The organism is Paludisphaera sp. (assembly GCF_037189885.1).
Lineage (GTDB): Bacteria > Planctomycetota > Planctomycetia > Isosphaerales > Isosphaeraceae > Paludisphaera.
The window spans coordinates 19652-39301 of the sequence record NZ_JBBCIR010000001.1; the positions used below are offsets into that span (position 1 = coordinate 19652).

Sequence of the window (19650 nt, forward strand, 5' to 3'; positions counted from 1 at the left end):
GACGAGGCGAACAAGACGGACGAGGCGCGGGGTGGTGGCCGTGGAATTGGCCATCCTCCTCTCGTTCCTCCTCCTCGCCGGGCTCGGGATCGCCGACCTCTGGCTGCTCTGCCACCGCGCGTCGATAGTCCAGCAGTGCGCGATCAGCGGGGCGGCGGCCGGGGTCGCCGCCGGCCCGTCGGCGATCCAGCCGGCCGTGAACGAGACCGCCAACCAGGACAACCCGGACGCCGCGTGGGTCGACAGGCTCGTCCCCACCCCGATCGCGAGCTGGGCGCCCGGGCAGGACGGCAACGGTTTCTCCTACCTGGATGTCACCGTGACGTACACGCCCGACGGATCCGTGTTCGCGTACAAGAGCACCGGCGTGCAGCCCATCAGGCGGACGGTCCGCATGATGCTCCCCCCCTAGGATTAGCGAAAGGAGCCGAACCATGATCGCCGGGAGGCGATGCCGACGACGTAGAGGCGCCGCGCTGGTCGAGGCCGCGGTCGTGCTGCCGGTCTTCTTCCTGCTCCTCCTGGGAGGCACGCTGCTAGGGGCCAGGATCTCCAACCGTCAGGAACGCGATCACCTGGCCACCAGCCTGGGGCGGTGGGCCTCGCTCCAGGGTGCCGGCTCGATAACAGGGGAGGGGCTGACGAAACAGCTCGAGCATGACCTGAAGACCGCGGGGCTGAAGCCCGAGAAGCTGAAGATCACGGCGTCGCCGTCGTCCGACGGCTACACGATGGTAACGGTCGAATATCCAAGGCCGACGGGCACGCCCCCCCCGCTGTTCACCGTGACGAAGAAGGTTTGGACCCCCTATTGAGCGGAGTCGCTTAGGAGAGGCGCCATGAGGCGGATTCGATCGAAGTCCAGGCGTGGGGCGGTGGCCGCCGTCGCGGCGCTGTGCCTCCCGGTGCTGGTCGGGATGATGGCGCTGACGATCGACGGGGCGCTGCTCAGATCCGAGCGGCAGCGAGCCCAGGTCGCCGCCGACGCCGCGGCTTACGCCGCCCTGCGGACCTATGACAAGGTCCAGAAGGAGGGGCAGGCGATCAACCCGCCGGAGGTTCCGCCCGCGGTCTCCTCGGCGGCCGCCGCCTACGCCAACGTCGGCTACCCATCGGGCAGTCCACCCCAGGTCTCGATATCCCACGCCTCCCCGACCGCCCGCTACGGCACGGCCGACCTGGCGCTCCGGGCGACCGTCACCACGCCCGCGCCCCGGCTGTTCAGCGGCATCTTCGGCGGTCCCCCGACGCCCGTCTCCGCGGAGGCGGTCGCCGTCCGCGTCGCGACGGTCGGGGCCTCGGTCATCGTCCTGAATCGCGACGCCCAGGACAGCCTGGCGGTCGCCGGCAGCGCCCGGCTGGTCGTCCCGGGCGAGATCCGGGTGAAGTCGAACGCCTCGCGCGCCGTCAACGTCAACAACATGGGCCGGGTCGAGGCCCGGAAGTTGAAGGCCGCCGGCGGCTACCTGGTCACCAGCGGCGGGTCCATCAAGGACGCGCCGAGCTCCGTGCAGACCGGGGCGGATCCCTCCGCCATCGTCGACCCGCTCGAGTCGACGCTCGCCCATCCGTCGACCGGGGGCCTGCCGATCCGCACCAGCCCGTCGGGGTGGAATGCGACGAATCCGTTCCCGATCCAGCCGGGCCTGTACAACAGCGGGCTGATCCTCAACTCGGGCGGGATGAAGTACACGATGGCGCCGGGGCTGTATTACATCAAGAGCGGCAATTTCGTCGTCAGCAACGGCGTGCGGGTCACGGGCTCCGGCGTCACCATCTACCTGTACGACGGCAACGTCGAGATCCAGGGGGGCGACGGGACCACCCTCACCGCGCCGACGAGCGGGGATTACAACGGCGTCGTCCTGTTCCAGCGGTCCCCGAAGAACGGCTCCGGCGACTACGCGCCGCACACCATCAACATCGCGAACGGGACGAACAACAAGATCCAGGGGACGATCTACGCCCCCGGAGCGACGATGGCGCTGGCGGGGGGGTCGCAGACCGTCGAGGGGGCCCAGTTGATCGTCAACAAGCTCAACCTCTCCAACGACGCGAAGTACATGCCCACGCAGCAGCCCCCGACGACCTCGTCGTCCTTCCACCTCGCGCGGTAGGGGCGAGCGGGCCGCCCCCCGGCCGGCCTTGTCGCGCCGGGGGGCGCGCCGTATCCTCGCCCCGGAGGGAGGTGGGGATGGACGGCCCGATCAGTTTGGAGGAGCGGGGTTTCGCGGTCGTCGACGGCGTCCTCGCCCCGGACGAGTGCGAGGCCCTGGCCGCGAAGGTCGCCCCCGCGGGACGGTCGCCGGCCGGGACGCGGAACCTGCTCGCCGAGGACTGGTGCCGGTCCCTGGCGGATCGGCTCCGGCGCGACGCCCGCCTCGCGGAGATGATCCCGGGCGACGCCGAGGCGGTGCAATGCTCCTACTTCGAGAAGTCCCGCGCCGGCAACTGGCTCGTGCCGATGCACCAGGACCTCGCCCTCCCGGTGGCCGAGCGGGTCGAGCATCCCGACCTCCGCGGCTGGTCGGAGAAGGAGGGGGGCCTGTTCGTCCAGCCGCCGGACTGGTTCCTGGCCGCGATGGTCGCCGTGCGGGTCCACCTCGACCCCTGCGGCCCCGAAGACGGCCCTCTGCGCGTGATCCCCGGCTCGCACAGGCTCGGCCGGCTCGACCCCGAGGCCCTGGCCGCCGCCCGCCGCGCCACGCCCGAGGTCCCCTGCCCCGCCGGCCGAGGAGACGCCCTGGTGATGCGGCCCCTGCTGCTCCACGCGTCGTCCCGGTCGATCGGCGACGGCCGCCGCCGCGTCCTCCACTTCCTGTTCGCCCCCCGCGACTTCCCCCACGGCCTGCGCCGGCGCGATCCGGCCTGACGACGCCCCCGGCTTGCACCCGAGGGCCGTCGCGGCGATGCTGAACCGCCTTCCCGTCCGACCCCTGGAGTTCGCCAAGAGGCCGCCATGGACCGCAAGCTCGAACAGACGATCATCGCCCGCAAGGTCCGGGCCGGGACGATCTACAAGCTGATCATGACGGGCCTGGCCGTCTCCACCCTGCCGTTGGGCGTCCTGGCCGGCGTCGCGGGGGCCATGGGGGCGGACTCCGTCCGGATCAACGGCCGGGCGATCCACGGCGCGGAGGCCCTGCTGTGGGGGCCCTTGATCACGGTCGTGTCCATGACGCTGCTCGGCCTCGTCCTGGCGACGGCCGTCTGCGTCGGGCTCTGGGCGGTCTCGCTCTTCCGCCCGATCGCCGTCCGCGTCGTGGTCGACGCGCCCCCGACGGGCGCCGAGGGCCCCGATCTCTTCGGCCCCGATTCCCCGGCCTGACCGGAAGGTCGACGGGCGGGCCGCTCGTTCGACCTCCTCGCCGACGGCCCGGAGAAGGTACGATGGCCGCCCGGACGCCGGGGCCTCGACGCGCCGGCCGCGGTTGACGATCGACGATCGACCAAGGAGGAGATGAGGCGATGACGATCACGGACGGCCCGATCCCCGACGAGACCCTGCGGAAGATCCGAGACTGCGCCAAGGGAGCCCTGGACGACCTGGGCCCGGAGGTCGCGGCCGAGGGGCCGGCGGGGATCGTCGCGGCGATCGACGAGATCATGGACCAGATCCAGCAGGAGTCCGCGAAGCTCTCCGACGAGGAGGGGGCCGACCCGGCGGTCTTCTTCGGGGCGCTCTGGGGCGAGCAGCTCGTGAACGCCCTGGGCTGGCAATGGACGAACGTGGAGCACGGCGTGGAAGAGCCGGTCGTCGGCGTGGCCGCGCCCGATCGCTCGCTGGTGATCTACCCGTTCCACTTCCTCGCCAGCCGCCTGGCCGACAGGGCCCTCGACGTCACCGTCGCCCTGGCCTTCAACATGCTGGCCGACGGGACCATCCCCCCCGTGCCCGCCGGCTCGTACGTCGACGTGATGCAGGGCGTGCGCCGGGTGGTCCCCAGGCGCTGACATCCCCGCCCGGTTCGCGCGGGGCGACCATCAGCGCAGGATCCGGCCGGCGAGCAGGCGATGGACCTCGCGGCCGTCGTCGACCAGCAGCGCGCCCTCGGGGTCGATCCCCCGCCCCTCGCCGACGATGTTGCGCGGGCCGACCGCCGCGCGGACGGGCCGGCCGCGGAGCAGGTCCAGGCGGGCCCACTCGGCGGCCAGCGCCGGGTCGTCGTCGGCCAGGCGGCGGAGGACGGCCGGGAAGCGTTCGAGCGTCGCGGCGAGGTAGGCGGGGAGATGCTCGGCCGCGAGGGGCTCGGGCTGGAACGCCCCCAGCGACGTCGCCATGCGGGCGACCTCCGGCGGCGCGTGGTCGAGCCGGGTCGCGACGTTGACCCCGACGCCGATCAGGACGCGGTCGCCGACCGGGGTTTCGACCCGCTCGGGGAGGATGCCGGCGACCTTGCGGCCGTCGACCTCCACGTCGTTCGGCCAGCGCACGCCGAGGCCCGGGTCGCGCCAGCCGAGGGCGGCGACGGCGTCGATGAGGACGACGGCCGTGGCCAGGGCGATCCTCGGCTGCTGGTCGGGGCGGACGCCCTGCTCGGCCGGGTCGATCGCGAGGGTGAAGGTGAGCGACCCCTCGTCGGACCACCAGGCGTTCGCCCGCTGGCCCCGCCCGCGGGTCTGGCGGCGGGCCCAGACGACGAACGGGGCGGGGCGGGACGGCTCGGCCAGCACCATCGCCCTCGCGGCGGTGCTGGTCGACTCCAGCTCGTCGAAGGTCAGGACCTCGCGGACGAACGGCCGGGGGGTCATGGGGGTCAGGCGTCGGCCAGCTTGAGGAGCAGGTCGCCGGCCTTGACCTGGAGGCCGACCCTGGCGGGCAGCTCGGCGACGCGCCCGGGGCGCTCGGCGTTGATGGTGGTCTCCATCTTCATGGCCTCGATGGAGAAGAGCTTCTGCCCCTTGCGGACCGGGTCGCCGACGGCCACGGCGACGCCGACGATCAGCCCCGGCAGCGGCGCGCCGACCTGCATCGGGTCGGCCGGGTCGGCCTTGGGGGCCTCGACGACGGCGGAGGCCAGCGAGCGGTCCGCGATCTCGACCTCGCGCGGCTGGCCGTTCAGCTCGAAGAAGACCGTGCGCCGGCCGTCCTCGTGGGGCTCGCCCACGGCCAGCAGCTTGACGATGAGCGTCTTGCCCGGCTCGATCTCGAAGGGGTGCTCGACGCCCGGCTCCGCCCCGTGGAAGAACAGCGGGGTGGGGAGGACCGAGGTGTCGGAGAACTCCTTCTCGTGCTTCACCAGGTCGGGGAAGACGCGGGGGTACATCATGTAGCTCATGACGTCGACCTGGTCGACCTCGGCCGGGTCGTCCACGCCGACGATCTCGGCCACCTTGGCGCGGATGGCGTCGAAGTCGGCCGGCGGCAGGGTGGCGCCGGGGCGATCGGTCAGCGGCGCGCGGCCCTTGAGGATCCGCTTCTGGAGGTCCGGCGGGAAGCCGCCCGGGGGCTGGCCGAGGCGACCTTCCATGAACTCGACGACGCTGTCCGGGAAGGCCAGCTCGCGCTCGGGGTCCATCACGTCGTCGGGGGTCAGGTTGTTGGCGACGAGGAACAGGGCCATGTCGCCGACGACCTTGGACGACGGCGTCACCTTCACGATGTCGCCGAACATCTGGTTGACCAGCCCGTAGGTCTCGCAGACCTCCCACCACCGGGAGGAGAGGCCCAGGGCGTCGGCCTGCTGGTACAGGTTGGAGTACTGGCCGCCGGGCATCTCCAGGTCGTACAGGTCGGACGCCGACGACCGCGGGCCGGTCTCGAACGGGGCGTACAGGTCGCGGACCTCGTCCCAGTAGCGGCTGACGTCGATGAGGGCCTCGTGGTCCACGCCCGTGTCGCGCCCGGTGAAGCGGAGCGACTCGACGATCGCGTTGAGGCTCGGCTGCGACGTCAGGCCGGACATCGCGGCCATCGCGCCGTCGGCCACGTCGAGGCCGACCTCCGCGCCCATGAGGACGCTGGCGGCCTGCGCCCCCCCGACGTCGTGGGTGTGGAAGTGGACCGGCAGGCCGACCTCCTCCCGCAGCGCCTTGATCAGCTTGACCGCGGCGTAGGGCTTGCAGAGCCCGGCCATGTCCTTGATGGCGATGATGTTCGCCCCGCGGCGCTCCAGGTCCTTCGCCATCTCGACGTAGTACTTCAGGTCGTACTTGGGCCGGGAGGCGTCCAGCAGGTCGCCGGTGTAGCAGATGGCGGCCTCGCAGATGCCGCCGGCGTCGCGGATCGCCTCGATGCAGGCGCCCATGTTGGGGACCCAGTTGAGCGAGTCGAAGACGCGGAAGACGTCGATGCCGGCGTCGGTCGCGGTCTTGACGAAGGCGTCGACGACGTCGTCCGGGTAGCTGGTGTAGCCGACGGCGTTGGAGCCGCGGATCAGCATCTGGAACAGGATGTTGGGGATCCGCTCGCGGAGCTGGGCCAGGCGGTCCCACGGGTCCTCGCGGAGGAAACGCATGGAGGAGTCGAACGTGGCGCCCCCCCACATCTCCAGCGAGAACAGGTCGGGAAGGCGGTGGGCGTAGGCGTCGGCCGCGCGGAGCATGTCGCGGGTGCGCAGGCGGGTCGCCAGGAGCGACTGGTGGGCGTCGCGGAACGTCGTGTCGGTCACGAGCAGGCGGTCCTGCTCGCGGACCCACTTCGAGAAGCCCTCCGGCCCCAGCTCCTTGAAGATCTGGCGGGTGCCGTCCGGGATCGTCTCCAGGGGCTCGTACGGCGGCGGGGCCGGCTCGGCCGGGATCTTCCGCGACGGGTCGCGCTTGACGCCGGGGAAGCCGTTGACGATCACGTCCGCGAGGTACGTCAGCAGCTTGCTGGCCCGGTCGCGACGCTCGGCGAACTCGAACAGCGAGGGGGTCTGGTCGATGAACCGGGTGGTGCAGCGGCCTTCCAGGAACGTCGGGTCGGTGACGACGTTGACGAGGAACGGGATGTTCGTCTTCACGCCCCGGATCCGGAACTCCTGGAGCGCCCGCTCCATCCGGCTGGCGGCGTCGATGAAGCGGCGGCCGTAGGCGGAGACCTTCACCAGCAGCGAGTCGTAGAACGGCGTGACGATGGCGCCGGTCGTGGTCGAGCCGCCGTCGAGCCGCAGCCCCGGGCCGCCGGACGACCGGTAGTGGCTGATCCGGCCGTAGTCTGGCGTGAAGTTGCTGGCCGGGTCCTCGGTGGTGATCCGGCACTGGATCGCGTAGCCGGTGGTGTGGACCGAGTCCTGGCCGTCGATCCCGATGGCGGGGTGCGACAGCGGCTGGCCGTCGGCCACGAGGATCTGGCTCTTGACCAGGTCGACCCCCGTGACGATCTCGGTGACGGTGTGCTCGACCTGGAGCCGCGGGTTGACCTCGATGAACGAGAACGTCCCGGCCTCGTCGTCCACCAGGAACTCGACCGTGCCGGCGTTGTTGTAGCCCACGGCCCGGCCGATCGCCAGCGCGGCGTCGCAGATCTCCCGGCGCAGCTTCTCGTCCAGGTTGTACGCCGGGGCGATCTCGATCACCTTCTGGTGCCGGCGCTGGATCGAGCAGTCGCGCTCGAATAGGTGGACGAGCCCCCCCTTCCCGTCGCCGAGGAGCTGCACCTCGATGTGCTTGGCCCTGGCGATGAACTTCTCCAGGAAGGCGTCCGGGCAGCCGAACGCGGCCTTGGCCTCGCTCCGGGCCGACTCCAGCGCGGCGTCGAGATCCTCGACCTTCTCGACCACGCGCATCCCGCGCCCGCCGCCCCCCATCGAGGCCTTGACGATGACGGGGAAGCCCATGGCCTCCGCGACCTTGCGGGCCTCGGGGCCCGGGACGACCGGGTCGCTCCCCTTCAGCACCGGCACGCCGGCCGACTCGGCCAGCGCCCGCGCGGCGACCTTGTCCCCCAGCCGGTCCAGGATCTCCGGCGACGGCCCCACGAAGACGATGCCGGCCTCGGCGCAGGCGCGGGCGAACTCGGCGTTCTCGGAGAGGAAGCCGTAGCCGGGGTGGATCGCGTCGACCCCCTTCTCGACGGCCAGCTCGACGATCGCCGGGATGTTCAGGTAGCTCCGGATGGGCTCGCCGCCCTGGCCTACCTGATACGCCTCGTCGGCCTTCAGCCGGTGCAGGGCGAACCGGTCCTCGTGCGAGTAGATGGCGACCGTCCGGATCCCCAGCTCGTGGGCCGAGCGGAAGATTCGGATGGCGATCTCGCCCCGGTTGGCCACCATCAGTTTGCGGAACGACGTCATTCGGATCTTCCCGACGGTCTGGAGAATCGTGGGTGGCCCGCCGCCGACCGAGGCCGATGGCGGGCCCGTCTTCCGCCCCGCCCTCGCTCCAAGGGGGGACGACGCCGCGCGACGGCGGCCGAGGGATCGAGCGGGATCGGCCGCGATTATCCCAGATTACCCGGCCGAAATTCACCCTCATTTTTCGGAGACGCCCCGCCCGGGCGCCACATCGAGCGTCGCAACCCCTTCCGCCGGACGGCCCAGCGGCCGGGCGAAGGCCGCCGACGCGGCACGCGGCGGACGCCCGCGAAGTTGGCTTCGTTCGCGCGCCACGCACGCCGCGAGAAACATCGCAAACCATGAAGCAGCCAGATTCTTGCGACGAAAACCAGTTGGCTTCGTTCGTCGAATTCGAAGTGGTTTTCGGGCGTCTCGCCACGAATGCCGCCGGCCGACGGGATGGACCATGCCCAGAGTCCGCCCTCGCGCCGCACGCAATCAACCAAGCATACGTCTCCCCAGTGACATGAACGGGCGAGCCCCCTCCGACAGCCCGACGGCTTGCCGGCCGCGGGCCTCGTGATGCGGTCGGATTGTCAAAGAACGATCGAATCCCTCGCCTGGCATGTTCCGCGAGCCCCGGGGCGAGATTTCAGGAATCTCCCGAGAATCGAGGATTTCTCGCCGTGGCCCGCGCCCCGCCCGGGTCCCTCAATCCCGACCGGGTTCGGCGTCATCGGCGGCCGGCGCCGGGTCGCGGCGCGGCTCGCGCCCCCGGGCGCAGTCCTCGAGGAGGCGGGCGATCAGGGCGGTCCATCCCGTCTGGTGGCTCGCCCCCAGCCCCTGGCCGGTGTCGCCGTGGAAATACTCATGGAACCACGGCAGGTCCCGCCAGTGAGGGTCGCGGGCGAACCGCCGCTCCGGGCCGTGGCACGGGCGGACGCCGTCGGCGTCGGCCCGGAAGAGTCGCGCCAGCCGCACGGCGATCTCGTGGGCCACCTCGGCGAGGTTCATCAGGCGGCCGGAGCCGGTGGGGCACTCGACCTTGAAGTCGTCGCCGTAGTGGTGGTGGTAGCGTTCCAGCGCCTCCAGCAGCAGGTAGTTGACCTGGAACCACACCGGCCCGCGCCAGTTGGAGTTGCCGCCGAAGTCCCGGCTGTCCATGTCGCCGGGCACGTAGCCCACCCGGAACTCCTGACCGTCCCCCCGGAACACGTACGGTTCGTCCCGGTAGGCCGCGGAGAGGGACCGCACCCCGTATGGCGACAGGAACTCCCGCTCGTCGAGCAGGTGGCGCAGGGCCCGCTCCAGGCGCCGGCAGCCGGCGAGGGCGAGCAGCATCCGGCGGCGCCCCGGCTCGCCTCTCTGGTCCAGCAGCGCGATCTGGCGGCACAGGTCCTTGCGGTACTCCAGGAACCAGAGCATCCGCTTCTCGAACCGCGGCAGGTTCGGGCGGATGACCTCTTCTTCCAGGCTCTCGACGGCCAGCAGCGGCAGCCAGCCCACCAGGGATCGCGCCCGCAGGGGGAGCGACTCCTCGCCGACCCTGAGGTGGTCGTAGTAGAAGCCGTCCTCCTCGTGCCACAGGCCCGTCCCGTCCAGGTTGTTCAGGGCGTCGGCGATCTGGACGAAGTGCTCGAAGAACTTCGACGCGATGTCCTCGTAGGCCCGGTCGTGGAGCGCCAGCTCGACGGCCATCGCCAGCATGGTCGTGCAGTAGAACCCCATCCAGGCGGTCCCGTCGGCCTGCTCCAGGTAGTCGCCGGTGGGCAGGGGCCGGGAGCGGTCGAAGACGCCGATGTTGTCCAGTCCCAGGAAGCCGCCGGAGAAGATGCTCCGCCCGCCGCGGTCCTGCCGGTTGACCCACCAGGTGAAGTTCAGGAGCAGCTTCTGGAAGGCCCGCTCCAGGAAGCCGACGTCCCGACGCCCCGCCCCCCCGCCGATCTTGTAGACCCGCCAGCAGGCGTACGCGTGGACCGGCGGGTTGACGTTCGACAGGTCGTACTCGTAGGCCGGCATCTGGCCGCTGGGGGCCATGTACCACTCTCGGAGGAACAGCAGCAGTTGGCGCTTGGCGAACTCGGGGTCGATCCGGGCGTACGGGATCATGTGGAAGGCGGTGTCCCAGACGAAGAAGGCGGGATATTCCCACTTGTCCGGCGTGCTGATCACGTCCCGGCTGTAGAGGTGGTGCCGCCACTCGGCGTTGGGGAGCCGCCAACGGCTCTCGGGCGGCTCCGGCTGGCGGCGGTCCCCCCGGAGCCACTGAGACACGACCCACTGGTAGGACTGGTTCGACCACAGCAGGCCGGCGTAGGCCTGCCGCGAGACGCGCCGATCCTCCGGGTCGAGGTTCTGGGGGATCCGGCCCGAATAGAAGGCCTCCGCCTCTCGGACGCGTCCCTCGAAGACCCGGTCGAACTCCTCGCCGAAGGCCGGCCCCCCCGGATCTCGCCCCCCGCGGAGGCGCAGGCGGAGCGCGCGACGCGACCGGGCCGGGACGTCCAGCAGGTAGTGGGCCGCCGCCTTCGTCCCGCGCCTCGCCGGGTTCACGGCGTCGGCCTTGCCGCGGATCACGTGCTCGTGGAAGGCGTCCTTGACGTACGGGCCGGCGTTGTCCGTCCCGTACAGGCGTTGGAGGTTCGTCTCGTTCTCGGTGAAGATCAGCGGGGAGAGCTCGCCGTCCGGGCCGGGCGCCGCCGTCAGGCGGAAGTCGCCGAGCGTGGCGTGCTGGGCCGAGATCACGCCCTCGCCGGCCTGCTCCAGGAACGGCTTCGGCCATCCGCCCTCCTCGTAATCGCTGCCCCAGGACCAGGTGTTGCGGAACCAGAGGGTGGGGAGCAGGTGGAGCCGGGCCGCCTCGGGGCCTCGGTTGGCGACGGTGATCCGGATGAGGATGTCCTCGGGCCCGGCCTTGGCGTACTCGGCCAGGACGTCGAAGTAGCGGCCCTCGTCGAAGACGCCGGTCTCGACCAGCTCGAACTCGGGGTCGTCCAGGCCCCGGCGGCGGTTCTCCTCGAGCAGGCGGTCGTAGGGGAACTCGGCCTGGGGATACTTGTAGAGGGCCTTGAGGTAGGAGGAGGTCGGGGTGGCGTCCAGGTAGAAGTAGCACTCCTTGACGTCCTCGCCGTGGTTCCCCTCCGGGTTGGTCAGGCCGAAGAGGCGTTCCTTGAGGATCGGGTCGCGCCCGTTCCACAGGGCCAGGGCGAAGCAGAGCCGGCACTGGCGGTCGGTGATCCCCAGGAGTCCGTCCTCGCCCCAGCGGTAGGCGCGGGATCGGGCGTGGTCGTGGGGGAAGGAGGCCCAGCAGTCGCCGTCGGGCGAGTAGTCCTCCCGCACGGTCGCCCACTGGCGTTCCGAGAGGTAAGGCCCCCAGCGCTTCCAGTTCTCGTCGCGACGGGCCTCCTCTTCCAGGCGTCGCGTCTCCGGGTCCGGCTCGCGGTGCTGGCTCATGGCCTAACTCTCCTGGCTCGTCGGGACGCTCCCCGCGCGACGGACGCCTCGCGCCGCGGGGCGGGGTATCGCTCGCGCCGAACTTACCACGGCCGGCCCGGACGCGGGCCCACTATTCCCGGTCACGCCCCGATCATCGGGCCTCCGAGGCGGGGGGAGGGGTCGGGCGGCCGGCGGGGCCGCCGGGGTATAATCGCGCGGGGAATCCGTGGGCCCGGGGGACGACGGCGTGTTGACGCATCGGCTGCTGTTCCGGATCGCCTGGCCCTCGCTGGTGGCGAGCCTGCTGTTCCTGACGTCGTGCGCCGCGGCGGCGGTGTACCTCGGGCTGCGGCAGGAGGCGACCGTCCGTCGGCTGGAGGAGGACCTGCACGGCCGTCGGATCGTGGACGACCTGCTGCGGCACCTCGCCGAGCTGATCGAGATCGGGCTGCACGGCGACGACTCCGGCCGGGGGCGGGACGCCGCCCTCGCCGAAAGCGTCCCCCGGCTGCTGGCCGAGTTCGAGGCGACGACCGGGCCCGACCCGGACGAGGTCGGGATGGTGCATCGCCTGGGCGCCGCCTTCCGGCGCTATCGCGAGGCCGAGCGCGCCGGCGAGGGGGCGGCCGACCGCGCGGCGCTGGCGATCCTGGAGACGGACGTCCGCCAGGCGTTGCGCCACCTGGACGCCCGGATCGCGGAGGAGACGGCGCGGTCGCTGGCGATGATGCACCGGACGGCGTCGTGGACGGCCTGGGCGCTGGCGGGGGTGGGCATCATGGCGACGATCGCCGGCCTCTTCTTCGGCTACTCGGTCGCCAGCGGGCTGGAGCGGACGATGGTGCGCGCCGAGGAGCTGTCGGCCCTGGGCCAGATGGCCGCCGGGATGGCCCACGAGCTTCGCAACCCGCTGACGGCGATCTCCATGCTGGTGCAGCTCCAGCGCGAGCGGCCCGAGGGGGAGGGCCTGCCGCCGGAAGACCTGGCGATCATCGAGCGGGAGATCGCCCGCATGGAGGAGCGGCTGAAGGCCTTCATCGACTTCGCGCGGCCGTCGCGGCCCAAATGGCGGCGGATCGACCTGCGGGACGTGGCGACGGCCGCCGTGGTCCTGATCCAGGGCCGCGCGGGCAAGCATCGCGTGGAGGCCCGGTTCGACCCGCCGCCGGACCCCATCTGGGTCGAGGCCGACGCCGAGCAGATCGGCCGGGCGCTGATCAACCTGGCGATGAACGCGATCGACGCCATGCCCCGCGGGGGCCGCCTCACCGTGACGACGTCCCGCGCCGCCGACGGCTTCGTCGAGGTCGCCGTCGACGACACCGGGCCGGGCGTCGAGCCCCGGGCCCTGCCCCGGCTCTTCGAGCCCTTCTTCACCAGCAAGGAGGCCGGCCTGGGCCTCGGGCTGTCGATCTCCGAGCGGATCGCCCGCGACCACGGCGGCCGGCTGATCGCGGGCAACCGCCCCGAGGGGGGCGCCCGGTTCGTCCTCCGCCTGCCCGGCCCCTCGCGGCCCGCGCCGGCATGATCGACAGGGACAAGCAAAGGAACGACCCCGTGGCCTCCATCCTGGTCATCGACGACGAGCCTTCCATCCTGCACGCCTTCCGGCGGGCGTTCGAGTCGCCCGACTACGAGGTCGTCACGGCGCCCAACGGCGCGCGGGGGCTAGAGTTGGCGGCGAAGACGCCCCCGGACGTGGTCGTGCTCGACCTGGACCTGCCGGACATGGGCGGCATGGAGGTCTTCCGCGCCCTCCGCGAGCTGGACGCGCGGATCCCGGTCCTGTTCATCACGGGCCACGGCACGACCGAGACGGCCATCGAGGCGATGAAGGACGGGGCGTTCGAGTACCTGCTGAAGCCCCTGCAACTCGCCCACGTCCGCGAGCTGGTCGCCCGCGCCGCGGAGGTCTCCCGGCTCAGCCGGCAGCCGGCGCTGATCGCCGAGGACGCCCCCAAGGCCGACCGCGCCGACGTCCTGGTCGGGCGGTCGCCGGCGATGCAGCAGGTGTACAAGGCGGTGGGCCGCGTCGCGCCGCAGGACATCGCCGTGCTGATCCTGGGGGAGAGCGGCACGGGCAAGGAGCTGATCGCGCGGGCCATCTACCAGCACAGCCTCCGCGCCTCCAGGCCGTTCCTCGCGGTCAACTGCGCGGCCATCCCGGAATCGCTCCTGGAGAGCGAGCTGTTCGGCCACGAGCGCGGGGCGTTCACGGGGGCCGACCGCACCCGCGTCGGCAAGTTCGAGCAGAGCAACGGCGGCACGCTGTTCCTCGACGAGATCGGCGACATGACCCCGCTGACCCAGGCGAAGATCCTCCGCGTCCTCCAGGACGGGACGTTCGAGCGCGTGGGGGGCAACGCGACGATCCGGTCGGACGTCCGGGTGATCGCCGCCACCAACCGCGACCTCCCCCGGCTGGCCGCGGCCGGGACGTTCCGCGAGGACCTGTACTACCGGCTGAGCGTCTTCACCATCTCGCTGCCGCCGCTGCGCGAGCGGATCGAGGACCTGCCGCTCCTGGTCGACCACTTCCTCCGCCGGTTCGGCCCGGAGCTGGGGCGGGGGGTCGTCCAGGCCTCGCCGGAGTCGCTGGCGATCCTCGGCCGCTACCCCTGGCCGGGGAACATCCGCGAGCTTCAGAGCGTCCTCAAGCGGTCGCTCCTGCAGGCCCAGGGGCCGGTCCTGCTGCCCGACTTCCTCCCCGAGTCGATACGCGCCGGCGCCCCCCCCGCCCCCGCGCCGGCGACGCCCCCGCCCGTCGCCCCGACGGCGACGCCCCCGGCGGCCGACGCGGCCGTCGACTGGGAGGGGTTCATCGAGCGCCGGCTGGCCGCGGGCTCGGAGAACCTCCACGCCGAGGCGCTCGCCCTGATGGAGCGGACGCTCCTGACCCGCGTCCTCCGCGAGACCGAGGGGAACCAGGTCCAGGCGGCCCGGATCCTGGGGATCACGCGCGGCAGCCTGCGGACGAAGATCCGCGCCCTCGGCCTGCGGATCGAGCGATCGGTCTGGTCCCAGGACGACCAGCCAGGCTGATTCCCGCCCAGCCATGGCGCGACGGCCGAGGTCGCCGATTCGCCCGCGCGCGGCTCCCTGGAGCGGCCGACGGCCCCGCGGGGCCCCCGCGGGCGCCCCGGCGCGACGATTGCTCTATGGACGAAGCGTGGCCAGGGTCCGCATGGACCCGGCCGGGGCGGAGAGGGTCGGCGACCAACAAGGAGTGTGTCATGTCGGCAACGGTGACCGAGAGGCCGTCGCGCGTCGGGACGGCGAAGCATAGCGACGTCGTGACCTCCGTGGCCTTCTCCCCCGACGGCCGTCGGCTCGTCAGCGGCGGCTGGGACGGCCTGGTCAAGCTCTGGGACCTGCGCGAAGGGTCCGCCGCGCCGAAGCTCCTGCGGGTGATGCGCGGCAAGTGGGACGAGGTGGAGTCCGTGGCGTTCGGCCCCGACGGCCGCACGATCGCCGGGCTGGGCGTGGGCTGGGACGGCGCGCCGTTCAGCGCCGTGACGATCTGGGACCAGGAGGGCGGGCGGGGCCGGGTGCTCCTGCGCGCGTCGGGCAAGGTCGACTCGATGGCGTTCAGCCCGGACGGCCGCACGCTGGCGACGGCGGGGGGAGAGTCCCGCACCGTCACGCTCTGGGACGCCGCCAACGGCGCCGAGCTGCTGAGCCTCCCGGAGCACACCGCGCCGGTGTGGTCGGTGGCGTTCGCGCCCGACGGCCGGCTCGCGGCGGCCTCCGGGATGGTCCCCGCCATGGTCGACCCGGCGGCCGAGGAGCGTCGCGGCGAGATCAAGATCTGGGACGTGTCGGGCGAGAAGCCGGAATGCCTGCGGAAGCTGGTGGGGCACGACTACGGCGTCGCCGCGGCGACGTTCTCCCCCGACGGCAAGCTCCTGGCCTCCGGCGGGTTCGACCGCGCGATCAGGCTGTGGGACCCCGAGGACGGCGAGAGCCGGGCCGAGCTGACGGGGCACATCGGCTGGGTCGCCGCCCTGGCGTTCTCGCCGGTCGAGCCGCTGCTGGCCAGCGGCAGCCACGACCGGACCATCCGCCTGTGGGACGTCCGCGACGGCTCCTGCCGCTCCGTGCTGGAAGGGCACGCCGGCAACGTCTACTCGGTGGCGTTCGCGCCCGACGGCCGGACGCTGGCCTCCGGCTCGCTCGACGGCGCCGTCCGGCTGTGGGACGTGCCCCCGGAGGGATGAGCGGCGGCGGGGGCCCTCAGCCCCCGGTCGTCCCCGCGGCGCCCCCGACATGGTAGAGGAACGGGGCGCCGCCGTGATCGAAGGGGATCACGATCGGCGGCGCGGGCCTGCCCGGCCCCGCCGCCGCGTCGCGGGCCGCGTCCCGCTCGCGCTCCAGCCGCTCCACCTCGGACGCGAGCCGGGCGTTGAGCCGCTTCAGGCCCGCGATCTCGCCCAGCAGGCGCATCACCTCCACCCTCCCCCGCCAGGGGTCGTCCGGGTCGGGGGTGGGGGCGAGGGCGGGGTCCTGGCGGTCGTCGACCGTCGGATCCGCCGGCGCGTCGAGGACGGACGCCCGCGACGGCTCGACCCGGAACTTGAACCGGCACACGCCGCAGCGGACGTGACGGCCGAGGTATCGCGCCCGGACCCGCAGCCCGGCGCCGCAGTCCGGGCAGGTCGTCTCCACGTGCCCGCCGGGCTCGGCGCCCGCCGCGGCCCCGGCGGGGACTTCTCCCGAGCCGGAGCCCGACCCGATCAGCGAAGTCGTGTCGATCGCCCCCCCGCACAGGGGGCATCCCGCGGGCCGGCCGACGTGCTCGGGCCGGACGCGGACGCGGGCCGAGCAATGGGGACACTCGGCGCGGGGGCCGTCGAGGTCGTTGGTCATGGTTGAGCCCCAATCCCTGGTACCGGAGGGGCCGCCGAGCGGGCCCGACGGCGCGAGCACATTCTCACTCTCGATGCCACGTCATGATGCGGGGTGCTCGCCGCGGCCCTCAAGCATTTTTCGGGATTATCCGGCCCGAATCCGATTTCCGCGCGATTATGTCGCGGAAAAACAACGTTGATTCGCCGATGCATCGTCAACGCCCGGCGGCGGCCCGGACGCGGGCCCGGCCGCGCGTCGCGATGGCGACGGCGGCGGCCGACCAGAGCAGGAAGCCGACCGGCTCCGGCACGTTGGGGCCCCCAGAGTCGCCGCCCGATCCCGGCGGGTTCCCCGGGTCGACGTCCGGCGCGGGGAGCGCGGCGATGCGGACCCCGGGGGTGGACGAGGCGAGCTTGGGCGGGTCGTTCGCCAGGGCGCCGTCGATGCTCAGGGCGAAGTTGAGCACGCCGCCGGCCTCCAGGCCCTTGCCGAAGAAGATCAGGCCGAGGTACTGCTCGGGGGCGCCGGAGTCGCTGGCGGCGTCCTTCAGGGCCACGACGAGCTGGTCGCGGTCGAAGCCGTGGGAGTCGGGCAGGATGGTCAGCGGGCTCCCCTGCGATCCGTCGGCCGCCGTGGGGGGGACGACGCCGCCGGCCGGCGAGACCAGGGCGACGACCTGCGGCGCGTCGATGTCCCCGGCCGGGGGCGCGGCGAGCCCTTCGTCGGCCGTCAGGCTGTAATACGCGGTCGCGGTGATCGGGGCGGCCGCCGCGGCGGGGGCCCAGGCGAGCCAAATCAAGCCGGTCGTCAGCAGGGCCGAGGGGGTGAATGCGGGGCGCGTCACGGCGCGTATCCTCCTTGATAGCGAATTCGGGACGTTGTCGGCGATGTTCCGGGTCGGGCGGCCTCGTCGGTCGGGCCGGGATCGCTCGCGGATTCCGGCGAGTTTCGACGGCGCGAGGCCGATCCTATCCATGATGCGAGTGATTCCACGTCGACCGCCCGCGTCCGCCGCGGTCCGATCGATCGCCCGCCGCGCATCCTCGCGGCGAGGGCGACCGACCCCGGGGAGGGGGGGCGCCTCGATTCCGTCGGGGCCTGGCATCAAGAAGTGCTATCCAATGGGGGCGCTCCAGCCGCCTGAATACCGAGGGCCGCATTCTGTCACATCCCCCGATGCGGTCAACCTCGAATCGGGGGGCGCCCCGGCCGCCTCATCGGACGCCGTCGGCCTCGTCGACGCGGTAGGTCCGGCCCGCGGCCAGGCCCTCCAGCCTCGTCACCTCCCCCGAGGGCCAGGTGATGGAGACCTCGTCGACCGTCTCGGATCGCCCCAAGCCGAAGGTCAGCGTCGGCTCCGCGGAGGAGAGGTAGCCGCGCGCCGGGAATTGCTGGGCGCGGCGGGTCAGGCCGCCGGCCGTGACCTGGACCCTGGCGCCGATCGCGTCTCGGTTCGACCGCACGCCGTCGCCGGAGAGGGCCAGGCGGATCCAGCGGTTGGCGTCGCCGCCGTCGTTGCGGAGCAGCCGCGCCGGGCCGTCGTTGGCCGTGAGGACGACGTCGAGGTCGCCGTCGCCGTCGATGTCGGCGAAGGCGCTGCCGCGGCCGACCATCGGCCGGAACAGGTCGGGCCCGGCCGCGTCCGCGCCCAGCTCGACGAACAGCTCGCGCCCCGGCCGGCCCGTGTTCCACAGCAGTTGGGCCGGCTGCGCGTGGGACTCGCCGGGCTGGGCCCTGGCGATGTCCGGCTCCAGGTGGCCGTTCGCCGTCAAAAGGTCGGGCCAGCCGTCGAGGTCGTAGTCCAGGAAGAACAGCCCGAACTTCAGCGGCGGCTGCGTCGGCGCGCCCAGGCCGTAGCGGCTGGCCATGTCGGAGAACAGCATCGCGGCGGGCTGCTCGGCGACGTACAGGGCGGTCATCTCGCTGGAGAAGTTGCCGATCGCCAGGGCCGGGCGCCCGTCGTTGAGGAAGTACGACCAGTCGCAGCCCATCCCCCCGCGCGGCGAGCCCGACTGGTCGAAGGCCACGCCCGAGAGCAGGGCGACCTCCTCGAACTTGCCCCCCCCCTTGTTGTGGAACAGGAAGTTCTGCACCGTGTCGTTGGAGACGGCCACGTCGACCAGGCCGTCGCCGTCGACGTCGAACGGGGCGACCCCCAGCGACTTGCCCAGCGGCGCCCGCAGGTCCGGGGTGCGGACCTGCACGCCGGACCCCTCGCCGACGTCGGTGAACCGGCCGCCGTCGTTCCGCAGGAGCGCGCAGAGCGACCCGTTGAACGCCGTCGGCGGCCCGTAGGCGCGGCCAAGGCCGGGGATCTGGAAGCCCTGGACCTTGTCGATCTCCGGGGTCCAGGTGATGTACGAGGCGAGGAACAGGTCGAGGTCGCCGTCGTTGTCCGCGTCGAAGAACGCCGCGCCGGAGAGCCAGGCGGTGGGGCCCCTGGCGTTGGCCTCCTCGCTGACGTCGACGAACTTGCCGCCGTCGTTGCGGAACAGGTAGCCGCGGCCGACGGCCGTGAAATAGACGTCGGGGTCGCCGTCGTTGTCGTAGTCCCCCACGGCGACGCCCTGGCCGTAGAACGTCCTGTCCAGGCCGGCCTCCCGGGTGACGTCCCGGAACTTCCCCCGCCCGTCGTTGCGGTAGAGCCGCTGGGTGGGGGGGGGATCGGGGGCGGGGGCGCCGGGCCAGGGGGCGGAGTTGACGAACAGGAGGTCCGGGGCGCCGTCGCCGTCGTAGTCCAGGAACGCCACGCCGGAGCCCATCGTCTCGGGGAGCAGCTTCTCGCCCCGGGCCCCGTTGAAGTGGACGAAGTCCACGCCCGATTCCGCCGTCACGTCCACGAACCTCACCGCCGGGGGCGTCGGCGCGGGGGCCTTCGGGCCGGCGGTCGCGGGGGCTCGCGACGCCGCGACGGGGGCCGGCCCCTCGGGGGCCCTGGAACAGCCGGCGGCCGCCAGGGCCACGAGGAGGATGGACGTCTTCCGGAGCATCCCGCGGTCGGTCACGGCTGGGGCCTTCGCTGGGGGGATGAAGGTCGGCACGGTCGCGGCCTTCCCCCGCGAGGGGGAGGCCGCCATGGTGGCCCGCTCGGGGGCCACCGAGGGCGGACGGCGTCGCCGCCTACCACCATACCGAGGCCGACCGCCTCGCCTCCAGGAGGGCCGCCGAA

At 72.4% G+C, this 19650-nt stretch carries 15 protein-coding genes; 9 read left to right on the forward strand and 6 right to left on the reverse strand.

Annotated elements, in window-relative coordinates:
- Positions 1 to 34 precede the first annotated feature (34 nt).
- From WG209_RS00075 to WG209_RS00100, 6 genes are all read left to right on the forward strand, one after another.
- Positions 35 to 412, forward strand: coding sequence for a hypothetical protein (locus WG209_RS00075; protein WP_337172937.1), 378 nt, complete (start codon positions 35 to 37; stop codon positions 410 to 412).
- Positions 413 to 434: 22 nt separating this feature from the next.
- Positions 435 to 815 carry a TadE/TadG family type IV pilus assembly protein gene (locus WG209_RS00080; RefSeq protein ID WP_337172938.1) on the forward strand — a complete coding sequence of 127 codons (381 nt, stop codon included), beginning with the start codon at positions 435 to 437 and terminating at the stop codon, positions 813 to 815.
- Positions 816 to 839: 24 nt separating this feature from the next.
- Positions 840 to 2117, forward strand: coding sequence for a pilus assembly protein TadG-related protein (locus WG209_RS00085; RefSeq protein ID WP_337172939.1), 1278 nt, complete (start codon positions 840 to 842; stop codon positions 2115 to 2117).
- A gap of 77 nt (positions 2118 to 2194) precedes the next feature.
- A complete protein-coding gene (locus WG209_RS00090) occupies positions 2195 to 2872 on the forward strand; it encodes a phytanoyl-CoA dioxygenase family protein (protein WP_337172940.1) in 678 nt (225 codons plus the stop codon).
- A gap of 87 nt (positions 2873 to 2959) precedes the next feature.
- Positions 2960 to 3328 carry a hypothetical protein gene (locus WG209_RS00095; RefSeq protein WP_337172941.1) on the forward strand — a complete coding sequence of 123 codons (369 nt, stop codon included), beginning with the start codon at positions 2960 to 2962 and terminating at the stop codon, positions 3326 to 3328.
- 140 nt (positions 3329 to 3468) lie between these two features.
- A complete protein-coding gene (locus WG209_RS00100; protein ID WP_337172942.1) occupies positions 3469 to 3954 on the forward strand; it encodes a hypothetical protein in 486 nt (161 codons plus the stop codon).
- A 30-nt stretch (positions 3955 to 3984) separates the two neighbouring features.
- Here the strand turns inward: WG209_RS00100 and WG209_RS00105 are convergent, their stop codons facing one another.
- The 3 genes from WG209_RS00105 to WG209_RS00115 all read right to left on the reverse strand — a co-directional run bounded on the left by WG209_RS00105 (position 3985) and on the right by WG209_RS00115 (position 11651).
- A complete protein-coding gene (locus WG209_RS00105; protein ID WP_337172943.1) occupies positions 3985 to 4752 on the reverse strand; it encodes a biotin--[acetyl-CoA-carboxylase] ligase in 768 nt (255 codons plus the stop codon).
- Between the two features lie 5 nt (positions 4753 to 4757).
- On the reverse strand, positions 4758 to 8216 hold the full coding sequence (locus tag WG209_RS00110; RefSeq protein ID WP_337172944.1) for a pyruvate carboxylase: 3459 nt from the start codon (positions 8214 to 8216) through the stop codon (positions 4758 to 4760).
- 693 nt (positions 8217 to 8909) lie between these two features.
- Positions 8910 to 11651: a glucosidase gene (locus tag WG209_RS00115; RefSeq protein ID WP_337172945.1), complete on the reverse strand. Its 2742-nt coding sequence runs from the start codon at positions 11649 to 11651 to the stop codon at positions 8910 to 8912.
- A 229-nt stretch (positions 11652 to 11880) separates the two neighbouring features.
- On the opposite strand from WG209_RS00115, the gene WG209_RS00120 reads away from it, so the two are divergent.
- From WG209_RS00120 to WG209_RS00130, 3 genes are all read left to right on the forward strand, one after another.
- Positions 11881 to 13161, forward strand: coding sequence for an ATP-binding protein (locus WG209_RS00120; protein ID WP_337172946.1), 1281 nt, complete (start codon positions 11881 to 11883; stop codon positions 13159 to 13161).
- Between the two features lie 29 nt (positions 13162 to 13190).
- Positions 13191 to 14675, forward strand: a complete 1485-nt coding sequence (locus tag WG209_RS00125) for a sigma-54 dependent transcriptional regulator (protein WP_337172947.1) — start codon at positions 13191 to 13193, stop codon at positions 14673 to 14675.
- 191 nt (positions 14676 to 14866) lie between these two features.
- Positions 14867 to 15850: a WD40 repeat domain-containing protein gene (locus WG209_RS00130; RefSeq protein ID WP_337172948.1), complete on the forward strand. Its 984-nt coding sequence runs from the start codon at positions 14867 to 14869 to the stop codon at positions 15848 to 15850.
- A gap of 16 nt (positions 15851 to 15866) precedes the next feature.
- Here WG209_RS00130 and WG209_RS00135 read toward each other — a convergent pair whose 3' ends face one another.
- From WG209_RS00135 to WG209_RS00145, 3 genes are all read right to left on the reverse strand, one after another.
- Positions 15867 to 16499, reverse strand: coding sequence for a hypothetical protein (locus tag WG209_RS00135; protein WP_337172949.1), 633 nt, complete (start codon positions 16497 to 16499; stop codon positions 15867 to 15869).
- A 196-nt stretch (positions 16500 to 16695) separates the two neighbouring features.
- On the reverse strand, positions 16696 to 17325 hold the full coding sequence (locus WG209_RS00140; RefSeq protein ID WP_337172950.1) for a hypothetical protein: 630 nt from the start codon (positions 17323 to 17325) through the stop codon (positions 16696 to 16698).
- A 370-nt stretch (positions 17326 to 17695) separates the two neighbouring features.
- Entirely contained in the window at positions 17696 to 19558 is a 1863-nt protein-coding gene (locus WG209_RS00145; protein ID WP_337172951.1) for a CRTAC1 family protein, read from the reverse strand.
- Positions 19559 to 19650 lie beyond the last annotated feature (92 nt).

Bases quoted from the DNA above. Each gene is read 5' to 3' on its own strand.
- WG209_RS00095 (WP_337172941.1), top strand. From the start codon at position 2,960: ATGGACCGCAAGCTCGAACAGACGATCATCGCCCGCAAGGTCCGGGCC.
- WG209_RS00080 (WP_337172938.1), top strand. From the start codon at position 435: ATGATCGCCGGGAGGCGATGCCGACGACGTAGAGGCGCCGCGCTGGTC.
- WG209_RS00105 (WP_337172943.1), bottom strand. From the start codon at position 4,752: ATGACCCCCCGGCCGTTCGTCCGCGAGGTCCTGACCTTCGACGAGCTG.
- WG209_RS00115 (WP_337172945.1), bottom strand. From the start codon at position 11,651: ATGAGCCAGCACCGCGAGCCGGACCCGGAGACGCGACGCCTGGAAGAG.
- WG209_RS00130 (WP_337172948.1), top strand. From the start codon at position 14,867: ATGTCGGCAACGGTGACCGAGAGGCCGTCGCGCGTCGGGACGGCGAAG.
- WG209_RS00085 (WP_337172939.1), top strand. From the start codon at position 840: ATGAGGCGGATTCGATCGAAGTCCAGGCGTGGGGCGGTGGCCGCCGTC.
- WG209_RS00090 (WP_337172940.1), top strand. From the start codon at position 2,195: ATGGACGGCCCGATCAGTTTGGAGGAGCGGGGTTTCGCGGTCGTCGAC.
- WG209_RS00145 (WP_337172951.1), bottom strand. From the start codon at position 19,558: ATGGCGGCCTCCCCCTCGCGGGGGAAGGCCGCGACCGTGCCGACCTTC.
- WG209_RS00135 (WP_337172949.1), bottom strand. From the start codon at position 16,499: ATGACCAACGACCTCGACGGCCCCCGCGCCGAGTGTCCCCATTGCTCG.
- WG209_RS00110 (WP_337172944.1), bottom strand. From the start codon at position 8,216: ATGACGTCGTTCCGCAAACTGATGGTGGCCAACCGGGGCGAGATCGCC.
- WG209_RS00100 (WP_337172942.1), top strand. From the start codon at position 3,469: ATGACGATCACGGACGGCCCGATCCCCGACGAGACCCTGCGGAAGATC.